Source organism: Sinomicrobium endophyticum, from assembly GCF_052983315.1.
Genome location: NZ_JBRKIS010000038.1, coordinates 1 through 26335 on the forward strand (window position 1 = coordinate 1; position 26335 = coordinate 26335).

The 26335-nt window shown below is 43.6% G+C and carries 18 protein-coding genes; 11 read left to right on the plus strand and 7 right to left on the minus strand.

From position 1 onward, the window contains the following. Positions 1–1239 (plus strand): IS1380 family transposase (locus tag ACVBDU_RS13580; protein WP_447178411.1); only part of this gene is annotated, 1239 nt, incomplete at its 5' end. 265 nt (positions 1240–1504) lie between these two features. After that, positions 1505–1732: a hypothetical protein gene (locus ACVBDU_RS13585; RefSeq protein WP_447180276.1), complete on the plus strand. Its 228-nt coding sequence runs from the start codon at positions 1505–1507 to the stop codon at positions 1730–1732. A gap of 163 nt (positions 1733–1895) precedes the next feature. On the opposite strand, the gene ACVBDU_RS13590 is transcribed toward ACVBDU_RS13585, so the two are convergent. Together ACVBDU_RS13590 and ACVBDU_RS13595 are read right to left on the minus strand one after the other, a co-directional pair. Further along, positions 1896–2324: an FKBP-type peptidyl-prolyl cis-trans isomerase gene (locus ACVBDU_RS13590; RefSeq protein WP_447180277.1), complete on the minus strand. Its 429-nt coding sequence runs from the start codon at positions 2322–2324 to the stop codon at positions 1896–1898. Positions 2325–2455: 131 nt separating this feature from the next. After that, complete coding sequence (locus ACVBDU_RS13595) at positions 2456–3565, minus strand: D-TA family PLP-dependent enzyme (RefSeq protein ID WP_447180278.1); 1110 nt, start codon at positions 3563–3565, stop codon at positions 2456–2458. A 446-nt stretch (positions 3566–4011) separates the two neighbouring features. Between ACVBDU_RS13595 and ACVBDU_RS13600 the strand changes: the two genes are divergently transcribed. Next, on the plus strand, positions 4012–5808 hold the full coding sequence (locus ACVBDU_RS13600) for an AMP-dependent synthetase/ligase (protein WP_447180279.1): 1797 nt from the start codon (positions 4012–4014) through the stop codon (positions 5806–5808). A 251-nt stretch (positions 5809–6059) separates the two neighbouring features. On the opposite strand, the gene ACVBDU_RS13605 is transcribed toward ACVBDU_RS13600, so the two are convergent. Next, positions 6060–7418, minus strand: a complete 1359-nt coding sequence (locus ACVBDU_RS13605; RefSeq protein ID WP_447180280.1) for an alpha-L-fucosidase — start codon at positions 7416–7418, stop codon at positions 6060–6062. A gap of 337 nt (positions 7419–7755) precedes the next feature. Here ACVBDU_RS13605 and ACVBDU_RS13610 point away from each other — a divergent pair, with 337 nt between their 5' ends. The 5 genes from ACVBDU_RS13610 (at position 7756) to ACVBDU_RS13630 (ending at position 14276) form a co-directional block, all read left to right on the plus strand. After that, positions 7756–8193: a MarR family winged helix-turn-helix transcriptional regulator gene (locus tag ACVBDU_RS13610; RefSeq protein WP_447180281.1), complete on the plus strand. Its 438-nt coding sequence runs from the start codon at positions 7756–7758 to the stop codon at positions 8191–8193. 65 nt (positions 8194–8258) lie between these two features. Beyond that, positions 8259–10664, plus strand: a complete 2406-nt coding sequence (locus ACVBDU_RS13615; protein ID WP_447180282.1) for a 3-hydroxyacyl-CoA dehydrogenase/enoyl-CoA hydratase family protein — start codon at positions 8259–8261, stop codon at positions 10662–10664. A 159-nt stretch (positions 10665–10823) separates the two neighbouring features. Continuing rightward, entirely contained in the window at positions 10824–11228 is a 405-nt protein-coding gene (locus tag ACVBDU_RS13620) for a transposase (RefSeq protein ID WP_447180283.1), read from the plus strand. Between the two features lie 21 nt (positions 11229–11249). Continuing rightward, the gene (locus ACVBDU_RS13625) at positions 11250–12434 is read left to right on the plus strand and encodes an acetyl-CoA C-acyltransferase (protein WP_447180284.1); all 1185 of its coding nucleotides are present in this window, start codon (positions 11250–11252) and stop codon (positions 12432–12434) included. 33 nt (positions 12435–12467) lie between these two features. Continuing rightward, positions 12468–14276, plus strand: coding sequence for an acyl-CoA dehydrogenase FadE (locus tag ACVBDU_RS13630; RefSeq protein ID WP_447180285.1), 1809 nt, complete (start codon positions 12468–12470; stop codon positions 14274–14276). Between the two features lie 132 nt (positions 14277–14408). Here the strand turns inward: ACVBDU_RS13630 and ytxJ are convergent, their stop codons facing one another. Next, positions 14409–14822 (minus strand): bacillithiol system redox-active protein YtxJ, encoded by a 414-nt coding sequence (ytxJ, locus tag ACVBDU_RS13635; RefSeq protein ID WP_447180286.1) that lies wholly within the window; start codon positions 14820–14822, stop codon positions 14409–14411. A gap of 219 nt (positions 14823–15041) precedes the next feature. Here ytxJ and clpB point away from each other — a divergent pair, with 219 nt between their 5' ends. Further along, on the plus strand, positions 15042–17648 hold the full coding sequence (gene clpB / locus ACVBDU_RS13640) for an ATP-dependent chaperone ClpB (RefSeq protein ID WP_447180287.1): 2607 nt from the start codon (positions 15042–15044) through the stop codon (positions 17646–17648). A gap of 74 nt (positions 17649–17722) precedes the next feature. Here the strand turns inward: clpB and ACVBDU_RS13645 are convergent, their stop codons facing one another. From ACVBDU_RS13645 to ACVBDU_RS13655, 3 genes are all read right to left on the minus strand, one after another. Next, a complete protein-coding gene (locus tag ACVBDU_RS13645) occupies positions 17723–18997 on the minus strand; it encodes a tetratricopeptide repeat protein (RefSeq protein WP_447180288.1) in 1275 nt (424 codons plus the stop codon). Between the two features lie 109 nt (positions 18998–19106). Beyond that, positions 19107–21629: a DNA gyrase subunit A gene (gyrA, locus tag ACVBDU_RS13650; protein ID WP_447180289.1), complete on the minus strand. Its 2523-nt coding sequence runs from the start codon at positions 21627–21629 to the stop codon at positions 19107–19109. Positions 21630–21639: 10 nt separating this feature from the next. After that, positions 21640–21771: a hypothetical protein gene (locus ACVBDU_RS13655; RefSeq protein WP_447180290.1), complete on the minus strand. Its 132-nt coding sequence runs from the start codon at positions 21769–21771 to the stop codon at positions 21640–21642. Between the two features lie 374 nt (positions 21772–22145). Here ACVBDU_RS13655 and ACVBDU_RS13660 point away from each other — a divergent pair, with 374 nt between their 5' ends. Beyond that, positions 22146–24698 carry an ATP-dependent Clp protease ATP-binding subunit gene (locus tag ACVBDU_RS13660; RefSeq protein WP_447180291.1) on the plus strand — a complete coding sequence of 851 codons (2553 nt, stop codon included), beginning with the start codon at positions 22146–22148 and terminating at the stop codon, positions 24696–24698. A 220-nt stretch (positions 24699–24918) separates the two neighbouring features. Continuing rightward, the gene (gene rimK / locus ACVBDU_RS13665) at positions 24919–26298 is read left to right on the plus strand and encodes a 30S ribosomal protein S6--L-glutamate ligase (protein ID WP_447180292.1); all 1380 of its coding nucleotides are present in this window, start codon (positions 24919–24921) and stop codon (positions 26296–26298) included. The last annotated feature ends 37 nt before the right edge of the window (positions 26299–26335 follow it).

Genomic DNA, 26335 nt, shown 5'->3' on the forward strand with positions numbered 1-26335 from the left:
GAGTATCTCTCGGCATCCGGTATAGGTAAATTATTGGATAATAACCTGCCAGAGCTTGCGCCCCAATCCAAATATTCCTGGAGCGATGTCTTGTATTCATTGCTAAGCATTTACTTATGTGGTGGCGACTGTATCGAGGATCTTCAAACCCATCTTAAACATCATTTCAAAGGCAATCCTTACCTGAATATGCCTAGTTCCGACACGATGCTACGGCGTATAGGTAATTTATCCGAACCCACTGCCCAATGTAAGACCAAAAGAGGTTCTGTACTTCACACATACAGCACCCACTCGGTCTTGGGGCAATTGAACATGGAGGTATTGAAACATTTGGGTGTTTTTAAACAAAAGGAACTCCTGGTGGATTATGACAATACCATCATTTTCAATAAAAAAAAGGATAGTAAAATGACCTATAAGCGTGCCCCGGGGTATCAACCCGGGGTCTGCACCATTAATGAGAACCAGGTCCTTTACATAGAAAACAGGAACGGGAACAGTGACGCAAAGTCCTTTCAGTGGGATACATTATCTCGCCTGTTCCATTTGTTGGAAGCTAATATAGACCGTAAAATTGACCACTTCAGGGCCGATGCTGCTTCCTATCAATATGATGTTGTGAAATTAGTGCAACAAAAGGTAAGGTACTTTTACATTGGCTGTAAAAACAGTTATGTGGAAAAATATTTCAAAAAAGTAGAAAGTTGGGACACCATATCGGATGCCAATAATAACGTTATGGAAATTGGACAGGTTTTAGTGACCCCATTCGAACAACAGGCCAAAAAGGCCGGGGAAAAACCTGTCCAATACAGACTGGTGGTCAAGCGGTCGTTCAAACCTACAAAACAAACCGATGCTTTTACCGGGGATGCTTATCAATACCGCGCCATACTCACCAATAACCTTGAACTCCATATCACCGAACTGGTTCGGCTCTACAATCACAGGGGGAACATGGAGCGTCAGTTTGATATCCTCAAGAACGATTTCGGGTGGGACGGGATGCCTTTCTCCGCCTTGGGCAAGAATACCGTTTTTTTATATTTAACAGCAATCTGCCGCAACCTTTACCATCATATCATGGAATGCTTTTCCTCCAAATACAAAACACTAAAGCCTTGCTATCGTGTTAAAAAATTCCTTTTTAGGTTTATCCTCCTGCCATCAAAATGGATAAAACGTTCCAGACAAGTATCCCTCAGGGTTTATGGAAATATGCCCTTAAAAACTTAGCTGGCAAAAACAAAAACGCTCCGTAAAATAATGACCTCCACAGAGAAAGTATAAAAACTTTAACAGGGGAAGTATGCCCCAACATTTAAAAAGATATCGGAAACCTACAAAAAAAGCAACGTTTAATCCTTAAAGCACCAAAATCAAAACGGGGGGTAATGATTTACTATAGACATGCGGATTTTAGGAATTATCGGGATCGGGATCAGGACAGGCGTTGGGGAATTAGACCCATTTAATGGGATTTAAACAGTTTCTAAAAAACATGAAGAAAGAAACTTCTATTACCGTAGAAATATTCAGAACAAATATCACCTATTCCGTTCCGGCCGATATATGTATGCTGGTATTATCCCGGCATTTGCCGCATGCTGTTATTAATTTCGACCTGGAGGATACAGATCATATATTACGTATAGAGGACCAGAATATAGATCCCGACGAGGTAATACACGTTATGGAATCCCTGGGGATAACCTGCGAGCTTCTTTGAAAGCAATGACATAACAGCAATAAAAAATCCCTGGAAAATTAAGATTTCCAGGGATTTTTTCAGATAAATTATTTCATATGTTACGGTTATTTCTGCAAATTCAGTCCACTTTTATCCGATGAACCGAATGTTCAAATAACATAACACTATATATTAATAATCATTATTTTATCTCCACAAGCTCCAGGTCAAAGGTAAGATCCTGCCCGGCAAGGGGATGATTGCCGTCCAAAACTACGTGATCTTCCTCTACTTCAGCAACACGCAACTGGTATTCGGAACCGTCTGGATTTTTGGCTACTAATCCCATACCTACTTCCGGTGTTATATTCGGGGGAAGTTCCTCTTTTTTAATAGAATGGAAAAGTTCCTCGCGCACTTCACCATAAGCTTCTTCTTTAGGAATGGTCACTGTTTTCTTTTCACTTATTTCCATGTCTATCAGTCCTTGTTCAAACCCGGGTATAAGGCTCCCCTGTCCCAGTTGTACTTCCAGGGGTTCGCGGTCCAAAGAACTGTCAAACACTTGACCATCGTTCAGTTTTCCCGTGTAATGCACTCGTACCGTGTCGTTTGCTTTTACTTTACTCATAAATAAAATGTATCTAATTTATAGTCGTTTAGCCACAAAGGTAAGATTTCTCACGTATCTCCAAGGGAAATTACGGGATAATTTCCTGATTTTGATCTTATTTAGGTTTCCCGAACACCTCTAAAACCTGTTTAAATGGTAATACGACGTTTCCTTGCAGTGATTTCCCAGACATCCGATTTTTTCCCGTTGCGGATCACCGGGATCTCATCATGTAGGTTAATTGTCGGACATACATGATAAGGAATACCGTACAACACATCTCCCACACTTATGTTTTCCCAGTCGTCTACCCGAAGAATCCCGTGCTCTTCACTCTGGGAAAGCAACTCGTACCCGGACAGGTTCAGGAATTTCACCCGACGGTCTATCGGGTTTTCCGCAGCAACTGCTTTATGTCCCAGGTCTATGCTAACAATTCCTTTTGCCGGTTTGGAGATCACGCGGCTTACCAGGAGTACGGCAAATTTAAAATCCTGTTCCGGAAGTTTTTCATCATATCCCCAGTCCCAGAACACGCAGGTGCCTGGACTGCATACTTTCTCTTTGTCCAGGCTATGCGTGCTAAATGCAGGAGTCCCTCCCGATACGACCTGCAGATCCGGGTGGGTCTTTTTCAATACAGAAATCACCTCCTGAAGCTCCCGGAATCCCGCTTCCAGTTTCTCCTTTCTTTCTGCATAATCCGGGTGGCGATGATGGCCGTCATAGATATGTAATCCTTTTAAATCTACGTAATCTGCCTTTCCCGTTTTATTTATAAGTTCAGCTAAACCGGATCCCGGCTCCACTCCGGATCGGTTCATTCCATTATTTATATCGATAAAAACAGCTACCTTCTTCCCTGTCTTTTTCGCCTTTGTATTCCATATTTCGAGGGTCTGCAGATTATCTATAATCGTATAAAAACGTGTTTCCGGAAAACGGTCCGCAAGCATAAAAAAACGATCTGTCTTTGGACCTACAAGCTGATGGGCTATGAGAACACTTTCCGCACCCTCCCTTGCAGCCATCTCGGCTTCCGCTATCGTAGACGATTTAAAGTTTTTAATGCCAAGTCTTATCATACGTTTGACCACTTGGGGCATTTTATTGGTTTTCAGATGTGGTCGCAGTCTCCTTACGTCTCCTCCTACCATATGGAGCATTTCCCGGAGGTTATGATCCAGGTTTTCCTCATATAACACCACAGCCGGTGAATCTGTTTCCTCAATGTTACTAATACTATACCAGTCTTTCATATTGCAGTTTTTCTACCTTCAAAACTACGTAAAACAGAAATATTTTTAAGCTTGTACTTTCTGTTTATTTCAGAATAACCGGACTATAATTTTTTCGTACTGTCAAGGTGCTACAATAAATTACGGGGTTTTAGACCCTCAACGGAAACTAATCAACTACCGCCGGACAAGCCCCTGAAGTATACAAACGAGCAATCCTTGGTTTATTTCCATGCAGAAGAATATCGCGGAATAAGCCGATTTAATGGGATTCAGGTAACCTAAACTAACAAAGCGGAATATAGAGATGTAAATACTCTACCGTCATTTGGATTAAAGATTTGACAACAACCTTCTCTTTTTTTAGAGACCCCATTGATTTATATCTACAATTTTCATATTTTGCAATCCCTTTGTCCATAAATTTCTTTACCTTTAATTTAAGACAAGGTTTAAAACAGCAGAAGATGACTGACGTTACACGTATATTTGATATTCCCTACCTCCAACTTGAAAAATACGATCTTAATGATGCACTGGTAACTAAACAGGACGGTAGTTGGAAGAAAACTTCCAGCCGGTCTTATGTGGATCAGGCCAACAGCATGAGCAGGGGGTTTCTCCGCTCCGGCCTTAAGATAAACGATAAAGTGGCGGTGATCTCATCCTCCAACCGAACAGAATGGCATATTCTCGATATAGGTGTGTTGCAGACAGGAGCCCAGACCGTACCCATCTATCCTACGATTTCCGAAGAAGATTACGAATACGTACTCAACCATTCCGGATCCAGGTATTGTTTTGTATCGGATGAAGAAGTACTGGCCAAAGTAAATGCCATCCGGGCCAAAGTCCCCTCCTTGCAGGAAGTATACTCTTTTGATAAAATAGAAGGAGTAAAACACTGGACGGAAATCCTCGATGCCGGTAAAGACGACTCCAACCAGGAGGAAGTGGAAGCCCGGAAAAAAGCCATAAAAGCTGACGACCTGGCTACATTGATCTATACATCCGGAACCACCGGGAGGCCTAAAGGGGTTATGCTTTCTCACAATAACATTGTATCTAACGTACTCGGCAGCGCCGAACGGGTTCCGCTGAATGCAGGAGACTCCCGCGCATTGAGTTTTCTTCCCATATGCCATATATTCGAACGAATGGTAGTGTACCTGTATCAGTACTACGGCATCTCCATTTATTTTGCCGAATCCATAGATAAAATGGGAGACAATCTCAAAGAAGTCAGGCCCAATGTAATGACTGTGGTGCCCAGATTGCTGGAAAAGGTATACGATAAAATTTATGCCAAAGGAGCGGAATTAACAGGCATCAAGAAAAAACTATTTTTCTGGGCGCTGGAATTGGGAGAAAAATTCAAACCGTATAAAGCCAACGGATGGTGGTACGAAATGCAACTGAGCATTGCCAGGAAACTGATCTTCAGCAAATGGCAGGAAGGACTCGGTGGAAAGCTGGATATTATGGTTTCCGGAAGTGCTGCTCTCCAACCCCGCCTGGGCAGGGTTTTTGCCGCTGCGGGAATCCCGGTTATGGAAGGTTACGGCCTTACGGAAACATCCCCGGTAATAGCCGTTAACTGCCAGAAAAATAGGGGATGGAAAATCGGTACCGTCGGAAAAATGATCCCCGGAGTCGAAGTTAAAATAGCCGGGGACGGAGAAATACTTTGTAAAGGCCCCAATGTAATGATAGGCTATTATAAAGACCCGGAAAAAACCGAAGCCGCATTGACCGACGGGTATTTTCATACCGGGGACATCGGAGAAATAGACACAGAAGGTTTTTTGCGTATAACGGACCGGAAAAAAGAAATGTTCAAAACCTCCGGAGGAAAATACATTGCCCCTCAGATCATAGAAAATGAAATGAAACAATCGCGTTTTATCGAACAGATCATGGTTATCGGCGAAGGCGAAAAGCTTCCCGCAGCCTTTATTCTTCCGAATTTTGATTTCCTGAAAGAGTGGGCGGCAAGAAAACGCATCAATATTGGGAAAACCAATGAAGAAATTGTGGTAAACCCGGAAGTTATTGCCCGGTACAAGGAAGAAATCGCTTCTTATAACCAAAGATTCGGGCATTGGGAACAAATAAAGAAATTTGAACTCACCCCCGACATATGGTCTATAGAAAGCGGACATCTTACCCCTACCCTAAAACTCAAGAGAAAGATTATTAAAGAAAAGTACCAGGACCTGTACGACAAGATATATCGTCTGGATGAAAACGGAAATAAGAATTAGAAATATATTCGGAATAAAAAAATCCGGTAGTTTGTTTGTATATACACATGCTACCGGATTCAGAAAAGAGAAAGTCCTTGAAAAATTTTGAATGCTGTTTGCCCCTGCCGGAAATACGGGTATTGTTTTCCTAATAAAATGTTGTTTTTTTCATAATCAAAAACTACCCATAATCCCGAAAACCGGAAGACAGCCGGAATTTTTAAGGACTTTTGATTTTCAGAACGGAACAGATAAAGGTTTCGTTGTTCTTAGTTGTCTTTTTCCTGTTTTTGTTCTTCCTGCGGTCCGTATTTACTGAAGAGTTCCAACGGGCTGTCCAGGCTGACTTTCAATACCGTCATATATGTATCCGCTACTTCCCGTGGCATCTTCACATAAGATATTCCGGGATAATGAGCCCAATCGATGGCTCCCCTGGTATAGTGCTCCAGCTTCTCCCCGCTTCCTACGACACTTACAGAAGTTATTTTGTTCTTAATCCCTTTTAATACCAGTTCGTTTTGTGATGTTCCGGGCACAAAGAGATAAAGTGTCTCCCTGTCTTTCGACAATGTAGTAGGGCCGTAGAAATAATGGAGATCAATCCCTTTACGGGTGCCATATATCGCTTCTTTATGTTTACTCGTCCATTTCCCCAGTTCTTTGAGTATATGTATCTGTTCCGCCGGAATTTCCCCGTCTGCCTTAGGACCGATATCGAGTAACAGGTTGCCTCCCATACTTATCATGTCCGAAAAAATACGGATCACTTCATATGGCGTTTTATATTCCGTGTCCAGTGGCTGATATCCCCAGCTTCCGTTCATAGTCAGGCAGAGCTCCCAATATTTGGCCGGGGGATTAAATACCGGTACCCCCTGTTCCGGAGTGGAATAATCCCCGTACCCCTGTAAACGGGAATTAATGATCGTATTCGGGTTTTTATCCAGTAGCTGCTTTCTTATTTCAAGGGCTTCCCATTCCTCTGCACTGTGTTCCCAGTCGCCGTCAAACCACCAGAGGTCCGGGTTAAATGTTGCGGATAGTTCCTCTATTTGTCCGAACATATATTTTTTATAACGCTCCCATCGCTTAGGTTCTTTCTGTATATCGTAACGTTTTTCCTCCCGTGTAAATTCGTTGTAATCCTTGTGCGACCAGTTGGAAAGCGAATAGTACATTCCTACTTTTAAGCCATTGGTACGTAATGCGTTCACAAACGGAGTGACAAGATCGCGCTTTGCAGGAGTGTCTTTTACCGTAGTTGTTCCTCCTTGCTTACTATCCCACAAGGCAACTCCGTCATGATGACGCGAAGTAAGTACGGCATATTGCGCACCGCTCTCCCGGATAAGTTTCGCCCAATATTCCGGGGCGTAATTTTTGGCAGTAAATCCCCGTAGTTGTTTCATATAGTCCTCATGGCCTATTTTCCCGTTGTAAAAAGACCAGGACTCATCTATACCGTTTACGGCATAGATTCCCCAGTGCACGAATATTCCGAGTTTGGCGTCGGCAAACCACTCCATTTTCCGTTCGTCTACAGAATCTGATAACTTTTCATTTCCCTGCCCGTAAGAAAGTACGGCTAAAAGACATAGCGGTAACAACAACAAGTGTTTTCTCATAAAAATAAGATTAAGTCAATAAAACGTGTTCGATAACAAATATACGGTTTTTGTTATATACTCCCCTTCGTTCTTCCGTTGCAAAAGGGGATTTGAACATCTCACCCCACCCGATTATATCAAAGCCCGGGCAATGATGCATGTATCGTTCTCTTTTCCTTCCGTTAAAAGAACCTCAATAACCCCTTTAAATAACTGTTAAGAGATAGCTTTTATGTAGGTATTGTTATAAAATTATCATAAATTAAGGGTCGGTTTTATGGATATAAAAATTTAATGTCAATTTATTATGCACGCATAATAAAATTTTGTATATTTGGTTTTCAGACCAATTTACATGAAAGACAAAACCATAGATTATGCACTAAGGGCTACCTGGCAGGCCGTTGCCAGGATGTATAATGAGGAAGCCGGGAAGTACGATACTACCATGGCAACGGGTTTTACCCTGTTGAGTATAGACCGGGACAAAGGCACGCCTTCCACTTCACTCGGGCCGAAAATGGGAATGGAAGCTACCAGTTTATCCCGTATACTAAAAAGCATGCAGGCCAAGGGGCTGATCGAAAGAAAGCCCAATCCGAATGACGGTAGAAGCGTTCTCATATGTCTCACCGAACTCGGACGTGAAAAAAGGGAACTCTCCAAAGCGGTAGTGCTTCGGTTCAACGAAGTGATAAAAGACAGTATATCCGAAGATAAACTTGAAGCATTTTTTGACGTTATAGATATCATCAACAATCTTATCGTAGAAAAGAAGATTTATAAAACGTAGGTACGGTCGGTTTTCTCCATCTGTACTAAAATACATAACAACAACAAACCACAGAAAACAAAGAAATGAAACGAAACATTAAGAAAGTAGCGGTAATTGGCTCCGGGATTATGGGAAGTGGCATCGCCTGCCATTTTGCCAATATCGGTGTAGAAGTACTGCTTCTCGATATCGTCCCCCGTGAACTTACCGAAAAAGAACAGCAAAAAGGACTGAGCCTGGACGATAAGGCCGTCCGTAACCGTATTGCTAACGACAATCTGGCTTCGGCATTAAAGTCTAATCCTTCTCCTATTTATCACAAAAAATTTGCAGACCGGATCGCTACCGGAAACCTTGAAGATGATATAAAGAAAATTGCCGATGCGGACTGGATCATCGAGGTTGTTGTAGAGAGACTGGATATCAAGAAAAAGGTTTTCGAACAAGTTGAGCAGCACCGTACCCCGGGCACTCTTATCACTTCCAATACATCCGGTATTCCCATTCAATTTATGAGTGAAGGCCGTAGCGAGGACTTCCGGAAACATTTTTGCGGAACACACTTTTTTAACCCTGCACGTTACCTAAAGCTTTTCGAAATCATTCCGGGACCGGAAACTTCCGAAGAAGTACTGGATTTCCTGAGTATATACGGAGACAAATTTCTCGGGAAAACTGCTGTGGTGGCCAAAGACACCCCGGCATTCATAGGAAACCGTATCGGGATCTTCGGTATTATGAGCCTGTTTCACCAGGTAAAAGAAATGGGACTTACCATAGAAGAAGTGGATAAGCTTACCGGTCCGGTAATCGGGCGTCCCAAATCCGCTACCTTCCGTACAGTGGATGTCGTGGGACTAGACACCCTGGTGCATGTAGCCAACGGCTTGTATGAAAACTGTCCGGATGATGAAGCCCATGACCTTTTTAAACTTCCCGGTTTCATTAATACGATGATGGAAAACGAATGGCTGGGAAGCAAAACCGGCCAGGGATTTTATAAAAAAGTTAAAGGAGACGACGGAAAGAGTGAAATCCTTTCTCTCGACCTGGACACACTGGAATACCGGCCGGGCAAGAAAGCCTCTTTCGGTACGCTGGAACTCACCAAAACCATAGACCGTCCTATAGACCGTTTTAAAGTGCTTGTAGGCGGTAAAGACAAGGCCGGGGAGTTCTACAGAAAAAACTTCTCTGCCATGTTTGCCTACGTTTCCCATCGTATCCCGGAGATCACGGACGACCTTTATAAAATAGACGATGCCATGAAAGCCGGTTTCGGATGGGAAAACGGACCTTTCGAGATCTGGGATGCCATTGGTGTGAAAAAAGGCCTGGAAATAATGAAGGCCGAAGGACATGAACCCGCAGCATGGATAGAAGAAATGCTTGCTTCCGGTAACGATTCCTTCTATACCGTAAAAGATGGTAACACATACTATTACGATATTCCGTCCAAATCGCAGGTAAAAATTCCCGGACAGGATGCATTTATCATTCTGAATAATATAAGGGAGAGTAAAAAAGTATGGAGCAATAGCGACGCTGTAATAGAAGATCTTGGCGATGGTATTATCAACCTGGAATTCCGGTCCAAGATGAATACTATCGGTGGAGAGGTATTACAAGGAATCAATAAAGCCATAGACCTGGCCGAAAAAGAATATGCCGGACTGGTTATAAGTAATCAGGCAGCCAATTTCTCCGTAGGCGCCAATATAGGAATGATCTTCATGATGGCCGTGGAGCAGGAATATGACGAATTGAATCAGGCCATTAAAATGTTTCAGGACACCATGATGCGTGTACGCTACTCCTCCGTTCCGGTCGTTGTGGCTCCGCATGGCATGACCCTCGGTGGCGGATGTGAAATGAGTATGCATGCGGATAAAGTGATTGCCGCAGCAGAAACCTATATCGGTCTCGTGGAATTCGGCGTCGGGGTTATACCCGGAGGAGGCGGTTCTAAAGAAATGGCCCTGAGAGCAGCCGATACCTTCAAAAAAGATGATGTCGAACTCAATGTCCTTCGCGAATATTTCCTCACTATCGGTACGGCAAAAGTATCTACCTCTGCTTACGAAGCATACGACCTCGGTATTCTCCAAAAAGGAAAAGATATCATTGTGGTAAACAAAGACCGCCAGATAGCCGAAGCAAAAAAACACGCTATACTACTGGCTGAAGCCGGGTATACACAACCTATCCGAAGAAAAGATGTCAAAGTACTCGGAAAACAGGCGCTCGGTATGTTCCTCGTAGGAACAGACAGCATGTATGCCGGTAAATACATATCCGAACACGACAAGAAAATCGCCAACAAACTCGCCTATGTCATGGCAGGCGGCGACCTGTCCGAAGCCACAACCGTAAGCGAACAATACCTGCTCGACCTCGAAAGAGAAGCTTTCCTCTCGCTCTGCACAGAACGAAAAACCCTGGAAAGAATACAGCATATGCTTAAAACGGGGAAACCGCTCCGCAATTAAATAGTAACAATGTTTACCATGCAGGAGAAATATAAGAACAGATACCGCATAGATTCCTCTCGGTTGCCTTTATGGGACTATAAATGGGCAAAGGCCTATTTTGTAACTATTTGTACTAAAAACCGTGAATGTTTTTTCGGAAACATTAAAAATGGAAAAATGTATCTGTCCGAAATAGGAGAAATTGTAGAACAGGAATGGCTCAAAACCCCTGAACTACGTCCCGATATGAACCTGTCTCTGGGAACATATGTCGTTATGCCCAATCATTTCCATGCTATATTGGAAATTGGCAGAAACCAATATAACCAACGAAGTAAAGACGCAATGCATTGCGTCTCTCCTCCTCCTCAGGGCACATTCGGTGTACAACGGAAAAACTTATCGTCCGTAATACGTGGCTTTAAATCCTCCGTAACCACGTACGCCAGAAAACATAAAATCGACTTTTCTTGGCAGCCGCGTTTTCATGAATCTATTATTGACGATAAAAGATCATATAAAAATATTACCAATTACATTAATGAAAATCCAAGAAACTGGGAAAATGATTCTCTTTTCTAACTGTTCTAAAAAATCTAAAAAATGAAAAAAACAGCATATATAGTAAAAGCATACCGGACTGCCGTTGGAAAGGCCCCGAGAGGGACGTTCCGGTTCAAAAGGCCTGATGAACTTGCTGCGGAGACTATTCAGCACCTGATGAACCAACTTCCGGGACTGGATAAAAACCGTATCGATGATGTTATCGTCGGAAATGCCATGCCCGAAGCCGAACAGGGCTTGAATATGGGGAGACTTATTTCCCTTATGGGGCTCGACATCGTAGATGTTCCCGGGGTAACGGTTAACCGGTATTGTGCATCCGGAATAGAAACCATAGGTATAGCTACGGCAAAAATACAGGCGGGAATGGCCGATTGTATTATAGCCGGAGGTGCCGAAAGCATGAGTTACATACCTATGGGGGGATACAAACCTGTCCCCGATTATGCCGTAGCCAAAGCGGGGCATGAAGATTATTACTGGGGAATGGGGCTGACCGCAGAGGCAGTTGCCGGGAAATTCAAGGTATCCCGCGAAGACCAGGACGAATTTGCCTATAATTCGCACCGGAAAGCATTAAAAGCACAAGCCGAAGGTAAGTTTGACCAACAGATCGTGCCCATAGAGATCGAACAGGTTTATGTAGACGCTTCCGGCAAAAAAGCAACTAAATCCTATACAGTAGGTAAAGACGAAGGTCCTCGGGCCGATACCTCCAAAGAAGCCCTGGCAAGACTAAGGCCCGTATTTGCCAATGGTGGCAGTGTTACCGCCGGGAATTCCTCGCAAATGAGTGACGGAGCTGCCTTTGTTGTGGTTATGAGCGAAGAAATGGTAAAAGAACTCAACCTGGAACCCATAGCACGGCTGGTAAGCTATACCGCAGCCGGTGTAGAACCCAGAATAATGGGTATAGGCCCTATAAAAGCCATTCCGAAAGCATTGAAACAGGCCGGAATGCAACTTAAAGACATTGAACTGGTGGAACTTAACGAGGCTTTCGCTTCCCAGTCCCTTGCCGTAATCCGTGAGCTCGGTATAGATCCGGATATCGTCAATGTAAACGGTGGAGCCATAGCCCTGGGGCACCCACTCGGGTGCACAGGGGCCAAATTGTCCGTACAACTGTTCGACGAAATGAAACGTCGCGGAAATAAATACGGAATGGTAACCATGTGTGTGGGTACCGGCCAGGGAGCAGCGGGAATTTACGAGTTATTATAGAGTAAGAAAGGAATAAATCAAAATACAACGGTTATGGAAACACAAGCAGAAAAAGACAACATCCTTCGTGGCGGGCAGTTCCTCGTAAAGGAAACCGCATGCGAAGATGTCTTTACCCCCGAAGATTTTTCGGAGGAGCAAAAGATGATGCGGGACACGGTAAAAGATTTTATAGATCGTGAAGTATGGCCAAATAAAGAACGGTTTGAGAAAAAAGACTACGCCTTCACTGAAGAGATCATGCGCAAAGCCGGTGAACTTGGCCTTCTCAGTGTATCCGTACCTGAAGAACTTGGCGGTATGGGAATGGGATTCGTATCCACAATGCTGGTATGTGATTATATTTCCGGCGCCACAGGCTCGTTAGCTACGGCTTTCGGAGCACACACCGGAATAGGTACTATGCCTATACTTCTTTACGGAACGGAAGAACAAAAGCAAAAGTACGTACCCAAACTGGCTACCGGAGAATGGTTTGGCTCCTATTGTCTTACCGAACCCGGTGCAGGAAGCGACGCTAACAGTGGTAAAACAAAAGCCGTTCTTAGTGAAGATGGCAAACACTATCTCATTTCCGGACAGAAAATGTGGATATCCAATGCCGGGTTCTGTAATCTTATGATCGTATTTGCCAGAATCGAAGACGATAAATATATCACCGGTTTTATTGTGGAATACGACCCGGAAAACGGTATAACCTTGGGAGAAGAGGAACACAAACTCGGAATCAGGGCCTCCTCTACCCGGCAGGTATTCTTCAACGAGACCAAAGTTCCGGTAGAAAACATGCTTTCCGAACGCGGAAATGGTTTTAAAATAGCCATGAATGCCCTGAACATAGGCCGTATAAAACTTGCCGCCGCATGTCTGGACGCTCAGCGAAGGGTAATTACCAATTCTGTAAAATACGCCAATGAGCGTGTACAGTTTAAAACTCCCATAGCACAGTTCGGAGCTATTAAGGCCAAACTTGCCGATATGGCCGCTACCATGTATGCGGGAGAATCTGCCAGCTACCGCGCCGCCAAGAATATAGAAGACAGGATCGCAATCCGGAAATCCGACGGGAACAGCCACCAGGAAGCGGAATTGAAAGGTGTGGAGGAATATGCCATAGAATGTTCTATTCTGAAAGTAGCCGTTTCCGAAGACATACAGCACTGTACGGATGAAGGTATCCAGATATTCGGCGGTATGGGATTCTCCGAAGACACCCCTATGGAGTCTGCCTGGAGAGATGCCCGTATTTCACGTATTTATGAAGGTACTAACGAAATAAACCGTATGCTTGCCGTGGGTATGCTGGTAAAGAAAGCCATGAAAGGACATGTGGACCTCTTGTCCCCGGCCAAAAGTGTGGCAGACGAACTCATGGGCATCCCCTCTTTCGACACTCCGGATTATTCGGAATTATTCTCGGAGGAAAAAGAAATGATCGGGAAACTGAAGAAAGTATTTTTAATGGTCGCCGGGGCAGCTGTACAAAAATACGGTCCCACACTGGAAGAACATCAGCAATTGCTTATGGCTGCCGCAGATATTCTTATCGAAATCTATATGGCTGAATCTGTAATTCTCAGAACGGAAAAACTCGCTAAAAAGAACGGAGAGGAAAAAACCGGGGCGCAGATAGCCATGGCCAGGTTATATCTTTACAAAGCTGTGGATATCATCACGGAAAAAGGAAAAGAAGGTATTGTTTCCTTTGCGGAAGGCGACGAACAACGAATGATGCTCATGGGACTCAAACGTTTTACAAAATATACGAATTTACCCAATGTAATAGCGCTCCGCGAAAAAATAGCGGACAAGATCATTGCGGAAAACGAATATTGTTTCTAATTCCCGGTAGCAAAAACTATCGGGAAGGTTTTGGTTGGTTAAAAACGTCTTGCTATGCAGGGCGTTTTTGTTTTCCGAATACCCGTTCTTTCCTCTTCCTTATATCTATTGTAATTCAAAACAAACCTGTTCTCAACCTTTCAGTATATCCATCAGCTTAGGAGCCGATATTTCACCGTGAGATTCACTGTATACGGCTTTTCCGTCCCTGATAAGTATGAGCTGTGGGCTTTGGTGCATCACACCAAAGCGGGTGGCAATGGCATTAGATACATCCCTGTATTCCAGCAGGTCAAGGTAATAAAATTTAGCCTGCACTTTTCCCGGGGTCATTTCACTTTCGAAATTCCTGTAAGCCATCCTGCTTATTCCGCAGCGGGTACTGTGCTTAAATATAACAACCGGGACTGTATGACTTTCCTTCTCTATGTCCTCCAGTTGTCTAACATCTGTAAGTGGTTCCCAGCCCCATGACTTTTGCTTTTCATAATCACTTTCCCCCGAATCCGGAGTCTTTTTCCCGAAGATAGTATCAAAAAATCCCATAACTTTATATCTGAATAAAATTTGCATTAGAGAATACAAAGATAAAGGATCCTCAGCATTTATTTACAAGACAATTACGGGATATCCTTTAGAACTAAAATGCCATATTGTCTTCTTGTTTTAAGAATTTACTGACATATTGTCTCTCCTACTGCAATGGAACAACAATTGACCATACCGGTTTAAATCTATTAGACACAGCGTAATAAAACTATACAGATGAACCTTAATAATTTTACGATAAAATCACAGGAGGCCATACAGCAGGCACAGCAGATTGCCCAGGGTTACGGCCATCAGCAAATTGAAAACGAACATCTCTTCAAAGCTATTTTTGAAGTGGATGAAAACGTACTTCCCTTTCTACTGAAAAAACTTCAGGTGAGCGTCCCGCTCTTAAAACAGATACTGGACAAAACCCTGGAAAGTTTTTCCAGGGTAGAAGGCGGACAGCTTATGTTTTCCAGGGAAGCAGGCACCGCTTTAAGCGAGGCTGGCGTAATCGCAAAAAAAATGAACGATGAATACGTATCCATCGAACACCTGATACTGGCTATCTTCAAATCCAAAAGTAAAATCGGGCAGATTTTAAAGGACCAGGGAGTAACCGAAAAAGGACTGCAAACCGCTATAACCGAATTGCGCAAAGGAGAAAGAGTTACCTCTTCCGGCGCGGAAGAAACTTATAACGCCCTGAACAAATATGCCAAAAATCTCAATCAGCTTGCCAACGACGGTAAACTGGACCCGGTTATAGGACGTGATGAGGAAATCCGAAGAGTATTGCAAATTCTTTCAAGAAGGACGAAGAACAACCCCATGCTTGTAGGGGAACCAGGAGTGGGTAAAACAGCCATTGCCGAAGGTATTGCCCACAGGATTATACAAGGAGACATTCCGGAGAACCTGAAGAACAGGGAGATCTATTCTTTGGATATGGGCGCTCTCATTGCAGGCGCAAAATATAAAGGGGAATTCGAAGAGCGACTTAAATCCGTAATCAAAGAAGTTACCTCTTCTGACGGAAACATCGTAATGTTCATAGATGAAATACACACCCTGGTAGGCGCCGGTGGCGGTGAAGGAGCCATGGATGCTGCAAACATACTGAAGCCGGCACTTGCCCGCGGCGAACTAAGGGCTATAGGTGCTACTACCCTCGACGAATACCAAAAATACTTCGAAAAGGACAAGGCACTCGAGAGGCGTTTTCAGAAAGTAATGGTGGACGAGCCCGATACCGAAAGCGCTATCTCTATTCTTCGTGGTATTAAGGAGAAATACGAGACCCACCACAAAGTAAGGATCAAAGACGAAGCCATTATTGCCGCAGTAGAATTATCCCAGCGCTATATAACCAACAGATTTCTGCCGGACAAGGCGATTGACCTGATGGACGAGGCTGCTTCCAAACTGCGTATGGAAATAAATTCCAAGCCCGAAGAACTCGATGTGCTGGACAGGAAGATCATGCAGCTGGAAATTGAAATAGAGGCGATAAAGCGTGAAAATGACGAAGACAAACTAAAATCCCTCAATGCTGATCTGGCCAATCTCAAAGAAGACAGAAATGAGATCTATGCAAAATGGCAAAGTGAAAAAGAGGTTGTAGACAATATACAGAACACCAAAGAAGATATAGAGAATTTTAAAGCGGAAGCAGAACGTGCAGAACGGGATGGTGACTATGGAAAAGTAGCGGAAATACGCTATGGAAAAATCAAGGAGACCCAGGAAAAACTGGATAAGCTCCAGGAACAGCTGAATGAGCAACAATCCGGGGGCAGTTCTCTTATCAAGGAAGAGGTTACTAACGAAGATATCGCTGAAGTCGTAGCTAAATGGACTGGAATCCCGGTAACTAAAATGTTACAGAGCGACAGGGAAAAACTCCTGAAACTGGAAGAAGAACTCCACAAAAGAGTGGTCGGGCAGGAAGAGGCCATACAGGCTGTATCCGACGCTATCCGCCGAAGCCGTGCAGGATTGCAGGATGAAAAACGACCTATAGGATCTTTCCTTTTCCTGGGAACAACCGGGGTTGGTAAAACCGAACTCGCCAAAGCCCTGGCCGAATACCTGTTTGACGATGAGTCCGCCATAACCCGCATAGATATGAGCGAATACCAGGAACGCCACGCTGTAAGCAGGTTGGTAGGTGCGCCTCCGGGATATGTAGGATATGATGAAGGCGGGCAGCTGACGGAAGCCGTAAGGCGCAAACCATACTCCGTAATCTTGCTGGATGAGATAGAAAAAGCGCACCCGGATACGTTCAATATATTGCTACAGGTACTGGACGAAGGACGTCTGACAGATAACAAAGGACGGCTTGCGGACTTTAAGAACACCATTATTGTTATGACCAGCAACCTGGGAAGTCATATTATACAGGAGAAATTCGAAGCTGTAAAAGACGTACAAAGTGCTACGGAAGCCGCTAAGATAGAAGTGCTGGGATTACTTAAGCTGACGGTACGACCGGAATTCCTGAACCGTATCGACGACATTGTCATGTTTACACCGCTTACCGAGGGCAACATCAGGGAGATCGTACAGTTACAGCTTAAAAATGTAACCAGGATGATAGCGAAACAACACATAGTTCTCGATGCGACAGAAGAAGCTATTTCCTATCTCGCCAGAAAAGGGTATGATCCTCAGTTTGGTGCAAGGCCGGTAAAACGCATCATACAGAGAGAAGTTCTCAACGAACTCTCCAAAGAGATCCTGAGTGGCAGGGTAACTACCGATAGTATTGTTCTCCTGGATGAATTTGACGACAAGCTCGTTTTCAGGAACCAGGAAGATATTGTTGAGGAATAAGAATCGATCATAAAACAAAAATAGCGGGAAAGAATCCCGCTATTTTTGTTTTATTAAAAGCTACTGCTTTAGTCTTACTCCATAGTATCCAGTTTGGACTTCAACTCCTGGTATTTGCCATCTTCTCCTATAGAACCGTAAATGTTCATCAAGGTTTTTGTAGCCTCCACACTATTGGGGTTCAGCGACAGTATCTTTTCCAGGTAAGGAACAGCTTCTTTGTAAAGTCCTTCCCTTTTTGCTTTCAACTCGTCATAGCGTTTGTTATCCGCTTTGGAAGTTCCCAAGCTGTTCATTTCATCTACTATAGCCACTTCTTCTCCGAGAACCAAAGAAGCCATGTTCATATAACTTGCCTCGTATTCAGGATCGAGTTCAATCGCTTTTTCATAATATTTTCTGGCCTCTTCCTTATTTCCCTGCTCTCCGGTGATAACCCCGAGGTTATAATAAAGCATCGGATTTTTAGGGTCTTTCTGAATGGCCTGCTGCATTACTTCTTTAAACTTGTCTTTTTGTCCAAGTTTAATGTAAAGGTTGGCCTCCGTCATAAGAAGGTTAACATCTTCCGGATCTACCTTTCTTGCTTCCTTAACGGCTTCTATCGCTTTTTCATCATCTCCTTTTTGAGAATAGATCAGTGCAATATTCTTTACGATCTCCGGAAATCTGGATTCACTCTTCTCATCTGTCGGTTTTTCATGGGTACCGGCTTTTATCATAAGATCCCTTTGGTCCTTGGAAAGTTCTTCTTTTTCCCCGGTTTCCTTATTGGTAGCATAATATTTAACCGCTTCTCCGGTATAACCGAGTTCTTTGAGTTCCTCGTAATATTTCAGTGCCGTATCATAATCTTCACCGTTTACGGCGCTGGAAGCGGCATAATACAGGTAATCCTGGTTATTGGTATCCAGTTGATATGCCATATATAACTTTTTGGCGGCAGCTGCATAATCCTGGTTCTGGTTATCTTCTACTGCAGAATTTACAAGATCGGCAGAAATAGTTTGTATCAATTGAGAAGCTTCCCCGGTATATTTTTCGCTACCGCTTTCTTTCTCTACGTCAATAAGTTGTTTAAAAGACTCCACCGCTTTTTGGTAAGAAGCATCCGAATCTCCTCCTTTTTTAGCTTCTTCGTAGTTTAATTTTCCATCCAGGAAATAATACTGGGCTTTGAACTTATCATCCGCCGAGGAAATGGAACTCTCTACACTCTGCAATGCAGTCCTGGCATCTTCAATACTTCCTTTTTTCAACGCTTTTTCCGCATCTCTCAATTCTTTCTTCTGAGCTATAGATAAAGAAGAAATTAACAACGCAGAAAAAATAAAAATCTTTTTCTTCATGAGTCTTGAATTAAAATAGTTTTCTTTTTTAATTATATCCGTTAAAACGGTTCAAGATTAGGTTTTATTTTTTGAATTTCAACAAACTTCAAATAAAATTTTAACAAAATTAATCATTTGTCTCCATATTATCCATTTCAGTTCCGTCAAATTCTTCATCAACGGCATCTTCTTCACGCATCACTTTTGCTACTGCGGCGATAGAATCCTTTCCTTTGATATTGATGAGCCTTACCCCTTGGGTTGCCCGTCCCATAACTCGTAAATCGCTTACCTTTAAACGTATGGCGATGCCGGATTTATTAATGATCATCAGGTCATCCGTATCGGATACACTTTTTATGGCCACTAATTTACCGGTTTTTTCTGTAATGGAAATAGTTTTTACACCTTTTCCTCCACGATTTGTGATTCTGTATATCGGACTGCCATCTTCGGGATCATCGATAAAGGTTCGCTTACCGTAGCCGTTTTCAGATACAACCAATACACTTTCTTCCTGCGGATTGTTGATTGTTATCATACCAACCACTTCGTCCGATGCATCTGCAAGGGTAATACCGCGCACCCCGGAAGCATTTCTTCCCATTGGCCTGGTTTTCTCTTCTTCGAAACGGACCGCTTTACCCGATTTCACCGCGAGCATTACCTGGCTGTTCCCCGTGGTGAGTTTTGCTTCCAGTAATTCGTCATCTTCACGTATGGTAATAGCGTTGATACCGTTTTGTCGCGGACGGGAATATTGCTCCAGAGATGTTTTCTTTACAACTCCTTTTTTGGTAGCCATAATCACGTAATGGTTATTGATATACTCTTCGTCTTTCAGGTCCTGCGTACAGATAAATGCTTTCACCTTATCGTCCTGTGCAATATTAATAAGGTTCTGAATAGCCCTTCCCTTGGAAGTTCTCGTCCCCTCCGGAATTTCGTATACCCGGAGCCAGAAACACTTTCCTTTCTGGGTAAAGAACAACATGTACTGGTGGTTTGTCCCTACAAAGAGGTGTTCCAGGAAATCTTCATTCCTGGTGTTGGATGCTTTTTGCCCTACACCTCCCCTGTTTTGTGTCTTATATTCGGACAGTGATGTCCTCTTGATATATCCTGCATGCGATATGGTGATCACCACCTGCTCATCCGGGATCATGTCTTCAATACTCAGGTCTCCTCCGGCATACTCTATAGTAGACCTCCTCGCATCTCCGTATTTATCCTTGATTTCCTGGAGTTCTTCTGTTATGATCTCCATCCTGCGTTCTTTACGGGCAAGAATATCCTTCAACTCCTCTATCAAACGTATGATCTCTTCGTATTCCGTACGCAGCTTATCCTGTTCCAGTCCGGTGAGCTGTCGTAATCGCATTTCAACGATAGCCCTGGCCTGTACTTCGGAAAGAGAGAATCGCTCCATCAGTTTTTCCCTGGCTTCTTCTCCGTTGCTGGATGCCCGGATAAGAGCAATTACTTCGTCAATATTATCGGAAGCAATAATAAGTCCTTCCAGGATATGCGCTCTTTCTTCGGCCTTTCTCAGTTCGTATTCCGTTCTGCGCACTACAACCTCATGACGGTGCTCCACAAAGTGATGGATCATATCCTTGAGGTTGAGTAATTGCGGACGCCCTTTAACCAGTGCAATATTGTTTACACTGAAAGAAGATTGCAGCGCTGTATATTTATATAAGGTATTCAGTACGATGTTCGGTATAGCGTCTCTTTTGAGAATATAGACGATACGCATTCCTTTCCGGTCAGATTCGTCCCGGATATTGGCAATACCTTCCAGTTTCTTATCGTTGACAAGTTCTGCGGTTTTTTTGATCATTTCCGCCTTGTTTACCTGGTAAGGAATCTCCGTAACAATGATACACTCACGCCCCTGTACTTCTTCTATCGTAGCTCGCGCGCGGATAACCACCCTGCCCTTTCCGGTCTTAAAGGCTTCCCTTACGCCGTCATACCCGTAAATAATACCCCCGGTAGGAAAATCAGGAGCTTTGACGTGCTGGATCAGCTCGTCAATTTCTATATCGTTATTATCTATATAAGCTATAGTTCCGTCAATTACTTCCGCCAGGTTATGCGGAGGCATATTGGTAGCCATACCTACTGCAATACCCGATGCTCCGTTTATAAGAAGGTTCGGAACCCTGGTAGGCAATACCGTAGGCTCCTTTAACGTATCGTCAAAGTTTAGAGAGTGATCTACTGTCTCTTTGTCTATATCTGCCAACATGTCTTCCGAGATCTTTCTCATTCTCGCCTCGGTATAACGCATCGCGGCAGGTGGGTCACCATCTACGGAACCAAAGTTACCTTGTCCGTCCACCATCATATAACGAAGGCTCCATTCCTGTGCCATCCTTACCATGGCATCATAAACCGAACTGTCCCCGTGCGGGTGATATTTACCCAAAACCTCTCCTACTATCCTAGCCGACTTTTTATACGACCGGTTGCTCATTACGCCCAGTTCATACATTCCGAACAGAACTCTCCTGTGTACCGGCTTTAATCCGTCCCTCACATCCGGAAGGGCACGTGACACAATGACCGACATCGAATAATCGATGTAAGCCGACTTCATTTCATCTTCAATGTTAATAGGTATCAGCTTTTCTCCTTCTGCCATATTAAAAAAATTAATTATACAGGTTTAATTTCAAATCGAGCCAATATACGGATTTTATCCACTTCCCATGAGCAAAACCCCTTGCTTTTTTAAGTATTTTATCAACAGTAACAACAAACAGTTCAGGGCCTTTTTTTTTCATTGATAACCAATATATTTGCCCCCTGGCAAGACATCGCGATATATGAAGGCTCCAACGCTTTTTCCACTTTTTCCAGGACATTACAATGCACTTACAAAGCCCAGAAAGATCGTTTTTTCCTTCAAAGGATGCATAAAAAAGAAGGAGACATACACAATGCCCTATCCTCTCCCGGCAGCAGTCTCCCGCAAACCGTTAATAAAATGAACGTTAAAAATTTTTGTTTTTCATAGATTTTTCGTCTATTAGCAGTACGTTCCACTTCAAAGGGTATGGTTTTTGTAATATCGTTGTAGATTTTTATTTTTAAACCTGTTCCCCGTACCCATACCTTTTTTATTAAATGCCGGGGATATTCGAAAGGAGACAAAATTATGGATGACAATTTTTCACCGAGAGTAAAAGATGTTATTGCTTATAGCAAAGAAGAGGCGCTTCGTCTCGGACATGACTTTATAGGCACGGAACATCTTATGCTTGGGCTGCTGCGTGACGGCAGCGGCAAAGCAATCAACATACTTAATGCAATGGATGTGGACCTGGATACACTGCGAAGAAAAGTGGAAATACTCAGTCCGGCCAACTCAGGCTCTGCTTTTGTTGCTAATGACAAAAAGAACTTACATCTCACCAGACAAGCGGAACGTGCCCTGAAAACAACATTCCTGGAAGCTAAGCTCTTTCAGAGTTCTTCCATAAATACAGCGCACCTTTTGCTTTGTATACTGAGAAACGAAAACGACCCTACCACCAAGTTGCTGAACAAACTTAAAGTAGACTATGACGGGGTCAAAGAACAATTCAAGTTTATGAGTGCAAGCGAAGACGAATACATAGACCTGCCTTCTGCCGAATCCTTTTCGGATGAGCCGGGATCAGCAGAAGAACCTTCAAGGGACAATCCTTTTAACAATCCTTCCGGCGGTAAATCCACCAAAAAATCCAAGACCCCGGTTCTGGACAATTTCGGGCGTGACCTTACGCAAATGGCGGAAGAAGGCAAGCTGGACCCCGTAGTAGGAAGGGAAAAAGAGATAGAAAGGGTATCGCAGATACTCAGCAGGAGAAAGAAGAACAATCCGCTACTTGTCGGAGAACCCGGTGTCGGTAAAAGTGCCATTGCCGAAGGTCTGGCCCTGAGGATCGTTAAGAAAAAAGTTTCCAGGATACTATACAATAAACGTGTGGTTACCCTGGACCTGGCCTCTCTCGTAGCCGGAACCAAATATCGCGGACAGTTCGAAGAAAGGATGAAAGCCGTGATGAACGAACTGGAAAAGAACGATGACATCATTCTCTTTATCGACGAGATCCATACCATTGTAGGCGCCGGTGGAGCTACCGGAAGTCTGGACGCTTCCAATATGTTCAAGCCTGCCCTGGCAAGAGGTGAAATTCAATGTGTAGGAGCCACTACCCTGGACGAATACCGACAGTATATTGAAAAAGACGGAGCTTTGGAGCGACGTTTCCAGAAGGTTATCGTAGAACCTACTACGGTAGAGGAAACCATTGAGATACTGCATAACATTAAAGAAAAATACGAAGAACACCACAATGTAAATTATACAGAAGAGGCTATTGAAGCCTGTGTAAAACTTACAAACAGGTATATGACGGACCGTTACCTGCCGGACAAAGCCATAGATGCATTGGACGAATCCGGGTCCAGGGTGCATATCACCAATATGGAAGTGCCCAAACAGATACTGGAGCTTGAAAAACAGCTCGAAGATGTCAGGGTCCTGAAAAATTCGGTGGTAAAAAAACAGAAATACGAAGAGGCGGCCAAGTTGCGTGACGATGAAAAACGCCTGGAAAAAGATCTCGCTACTGCTCAGGAAAAGTGGGAGGAAGAGAGCAAACTGCACCGGGAAACCGTTTCCGAAGACAATGTGGCGGACGTAGTGTCTATGATGAGTGGTATACCGGTAAACCGCATTGCCCAGGCGGAAAGCAGCAAACTGGCAAAACTCCCTGAACTCATCAAAGGTAAAGTTATCGGACAGGATGAAGCCGTTGGCAAAGTGGTCAAAGCCATACAGAGAAATCGCGCCGGGCTTAAGGATCCTAACAAACCCATAGGTTCGTTTATTTTCCTCGGTCAGACCGGTGTAGGAAAAACCCAGCTGGCTAAAGTGCTTGCCAGGGAACTGTTTGATTCCGAAGATTCACTGGTACGAATTGATATGAGCGAATACATGGAAAAATTCGCCATATCCAGGCTTATCGGTGCACCTCCCGGGTACGTCGGATATGAAGAAGGCGGACAACTTACGGAAAAAATACGCAGAAAACCTTACGCGGTAATCCTTCTAGACGAGGTGGAAAAAGCGCACCCGGATGTATTCAACATGCTCCTTCAGGTGTTAGATGACGGTTTTCTGACCGACAGTCTCGGAAGAAAAGTGGATTTTAGAAATACCATTATAATCATGACTTCCAATATCGGTGCCCGGCAGATTAAAGATTTTGGTCAGGGTGTCGGATTCGGAACCTCCGCCAAACAAGCACAGGAAGGTGAATATCAGAAAAGTGTTATTGAAAACGCCCTGAAAAAAGCTTTTGCTCCGGAGTTCCTTAACCGTATAGACGATGTGGTAGTCTTCAATCCGCTGGAAAAAGAAGACATCCATAAGATTATTGATATTGAACTTGAAAGACTGTATATCCGGATCAAAGACCTCGGTTACAACCTTAAACTAAGTAATGAAGCCAAGGATTATATCGCCGAAAAAGGATTTGACAAGCAATACGGTGCACGTCCGCTCAAAAGAGCTATCCAGAAATATATAGAAGACACTCTTGCCGAAGAGATTATCACCTCCAAACTGGCAGAAGGCGACAGTATATTTATGGACCTGGACAAGGATAAAGAAGAGCTTACCATTGCTATCAAAAAAGCAGAAGAGCCTACAAACAGTTAATCTTAGTATAACGATCATCACAGCATAAAGCCGTACTTTACCTTTCTGTTTAAAGTGCGGCTTTTGTGTATAAAAGAGTTTTGTAATACCAGGAAAAAAGCACTTGTTATCCGACAAAAAAGGTAACAATAGATTTACAATTTTTTCTTTTATAATTTTGATATATTGTAGTTTATTTGCCGCGATGAAAAAAAGCATCTTTATTCCATAAAAACATACCATGACAGAAAACAAAACCATCGTTGGAAGTGAAGAGTGGGTTGCCCTGCCTCAACTTCAGATTCCTGCCATAAAAGTACGTGTAGACAGCGGAGCAAAAACTTCTGCGCTTCATGCAGTTAACATAAACCCTTTTCTGCGAAATAACGAAACGTGGATTACCTTCGATGTTTTCCCTATACAGAATAACGGCAAGAAGCTTATTCATTGTGAAGCACTCGTTATTGACAAAAGGGTTGTAAAAAGCTCTACCGGGACCCGGGAAAACCGTTACGTGATCCGGACTGCCCTGCACCTCAATGGTTCTTCATGGGATATAGAACTCACCCTCACCAACAGGGACAGTATGGGATATCGGATGCTGCTTGGCAGGGAAGCTATGATGGGTCGCATGCTCGTAGACCCCGAAAGCAGTTTTTTACTGGGAGCATTGTCCGACGAAGATGTTGAAAGTGAATACAAATTGAAAATAGAAAGCCGGGACGGCTTGAAAATAGGAGTTCTGGCCAGTAATCCCGATCTTTACAGCAACCGGAGAATTATTGAGGCAGGAGAACGAAGGGGACATGACGTCAAGTTTTTTAATATTCGCCAATGTTATATGAAACTGGATGCTAAAACTCCCGAAATTCATTACAGGGGAGGAAAAATACTCAATGAACTGGATGCGGTAATCCCGCGTATTCGTCCCGCCATGACCTTTTATGGTTGTGCTCTAACCAGGCAATTCGAATCTCTTAAAGTATTTTGCCTGAACAGTGCCGCTGCCATAAGCCAGTCCAGGGACAAGCTATTTTCCCTGCAATTACTCCTTAACAATGGTATTGATATCCCCACCACAGGGTTTGCCAACTCTCCGCTGGACACCAACGACCTTATTAAAATGGTAGGCGGCTCTCCCCTTATCATTAAACTATTAGAAGGTACGCAAGGCAAAGGGGTTGTTCTTGCGGAAACCAAAAAAGCCGCTGAAAGTGTTATTAATGCCTTCAAAAGCCTTAATGCGAACATCCTTGTTCAGGAATTCATTAAAGAGGCAAACGGTAAAGACATCCGTTGCTTTGTTATAGATGGTAAAGTTGTGGCTGCTATGCAAAGAGAAGCTCCTCCGGGAGAATTCCGGGCCAATATGCACCTCGGCGGCACTGCTTCCATCATAAGAGTGACTTCAGAGGAAAAAAGAATCGCCGTGAAAGCAGCAAAAGCCATGGGACTTCAGGTTGCCGGAGTGGATATCATCCGTTCGTCCAAAGGTCCTTTGCTTCTCGAAGTAAATTCCTCTCCCGGTCTCGAAGGTATTGAGACCGCTACGGAAAAAGATATTGCTTCTATGATGATAAAAGCTATCGAAAAATATCTTAAATACAATCCTAAAGAATAAAACATATAACAACTTCGCGGCATCCTGATGGATCGTG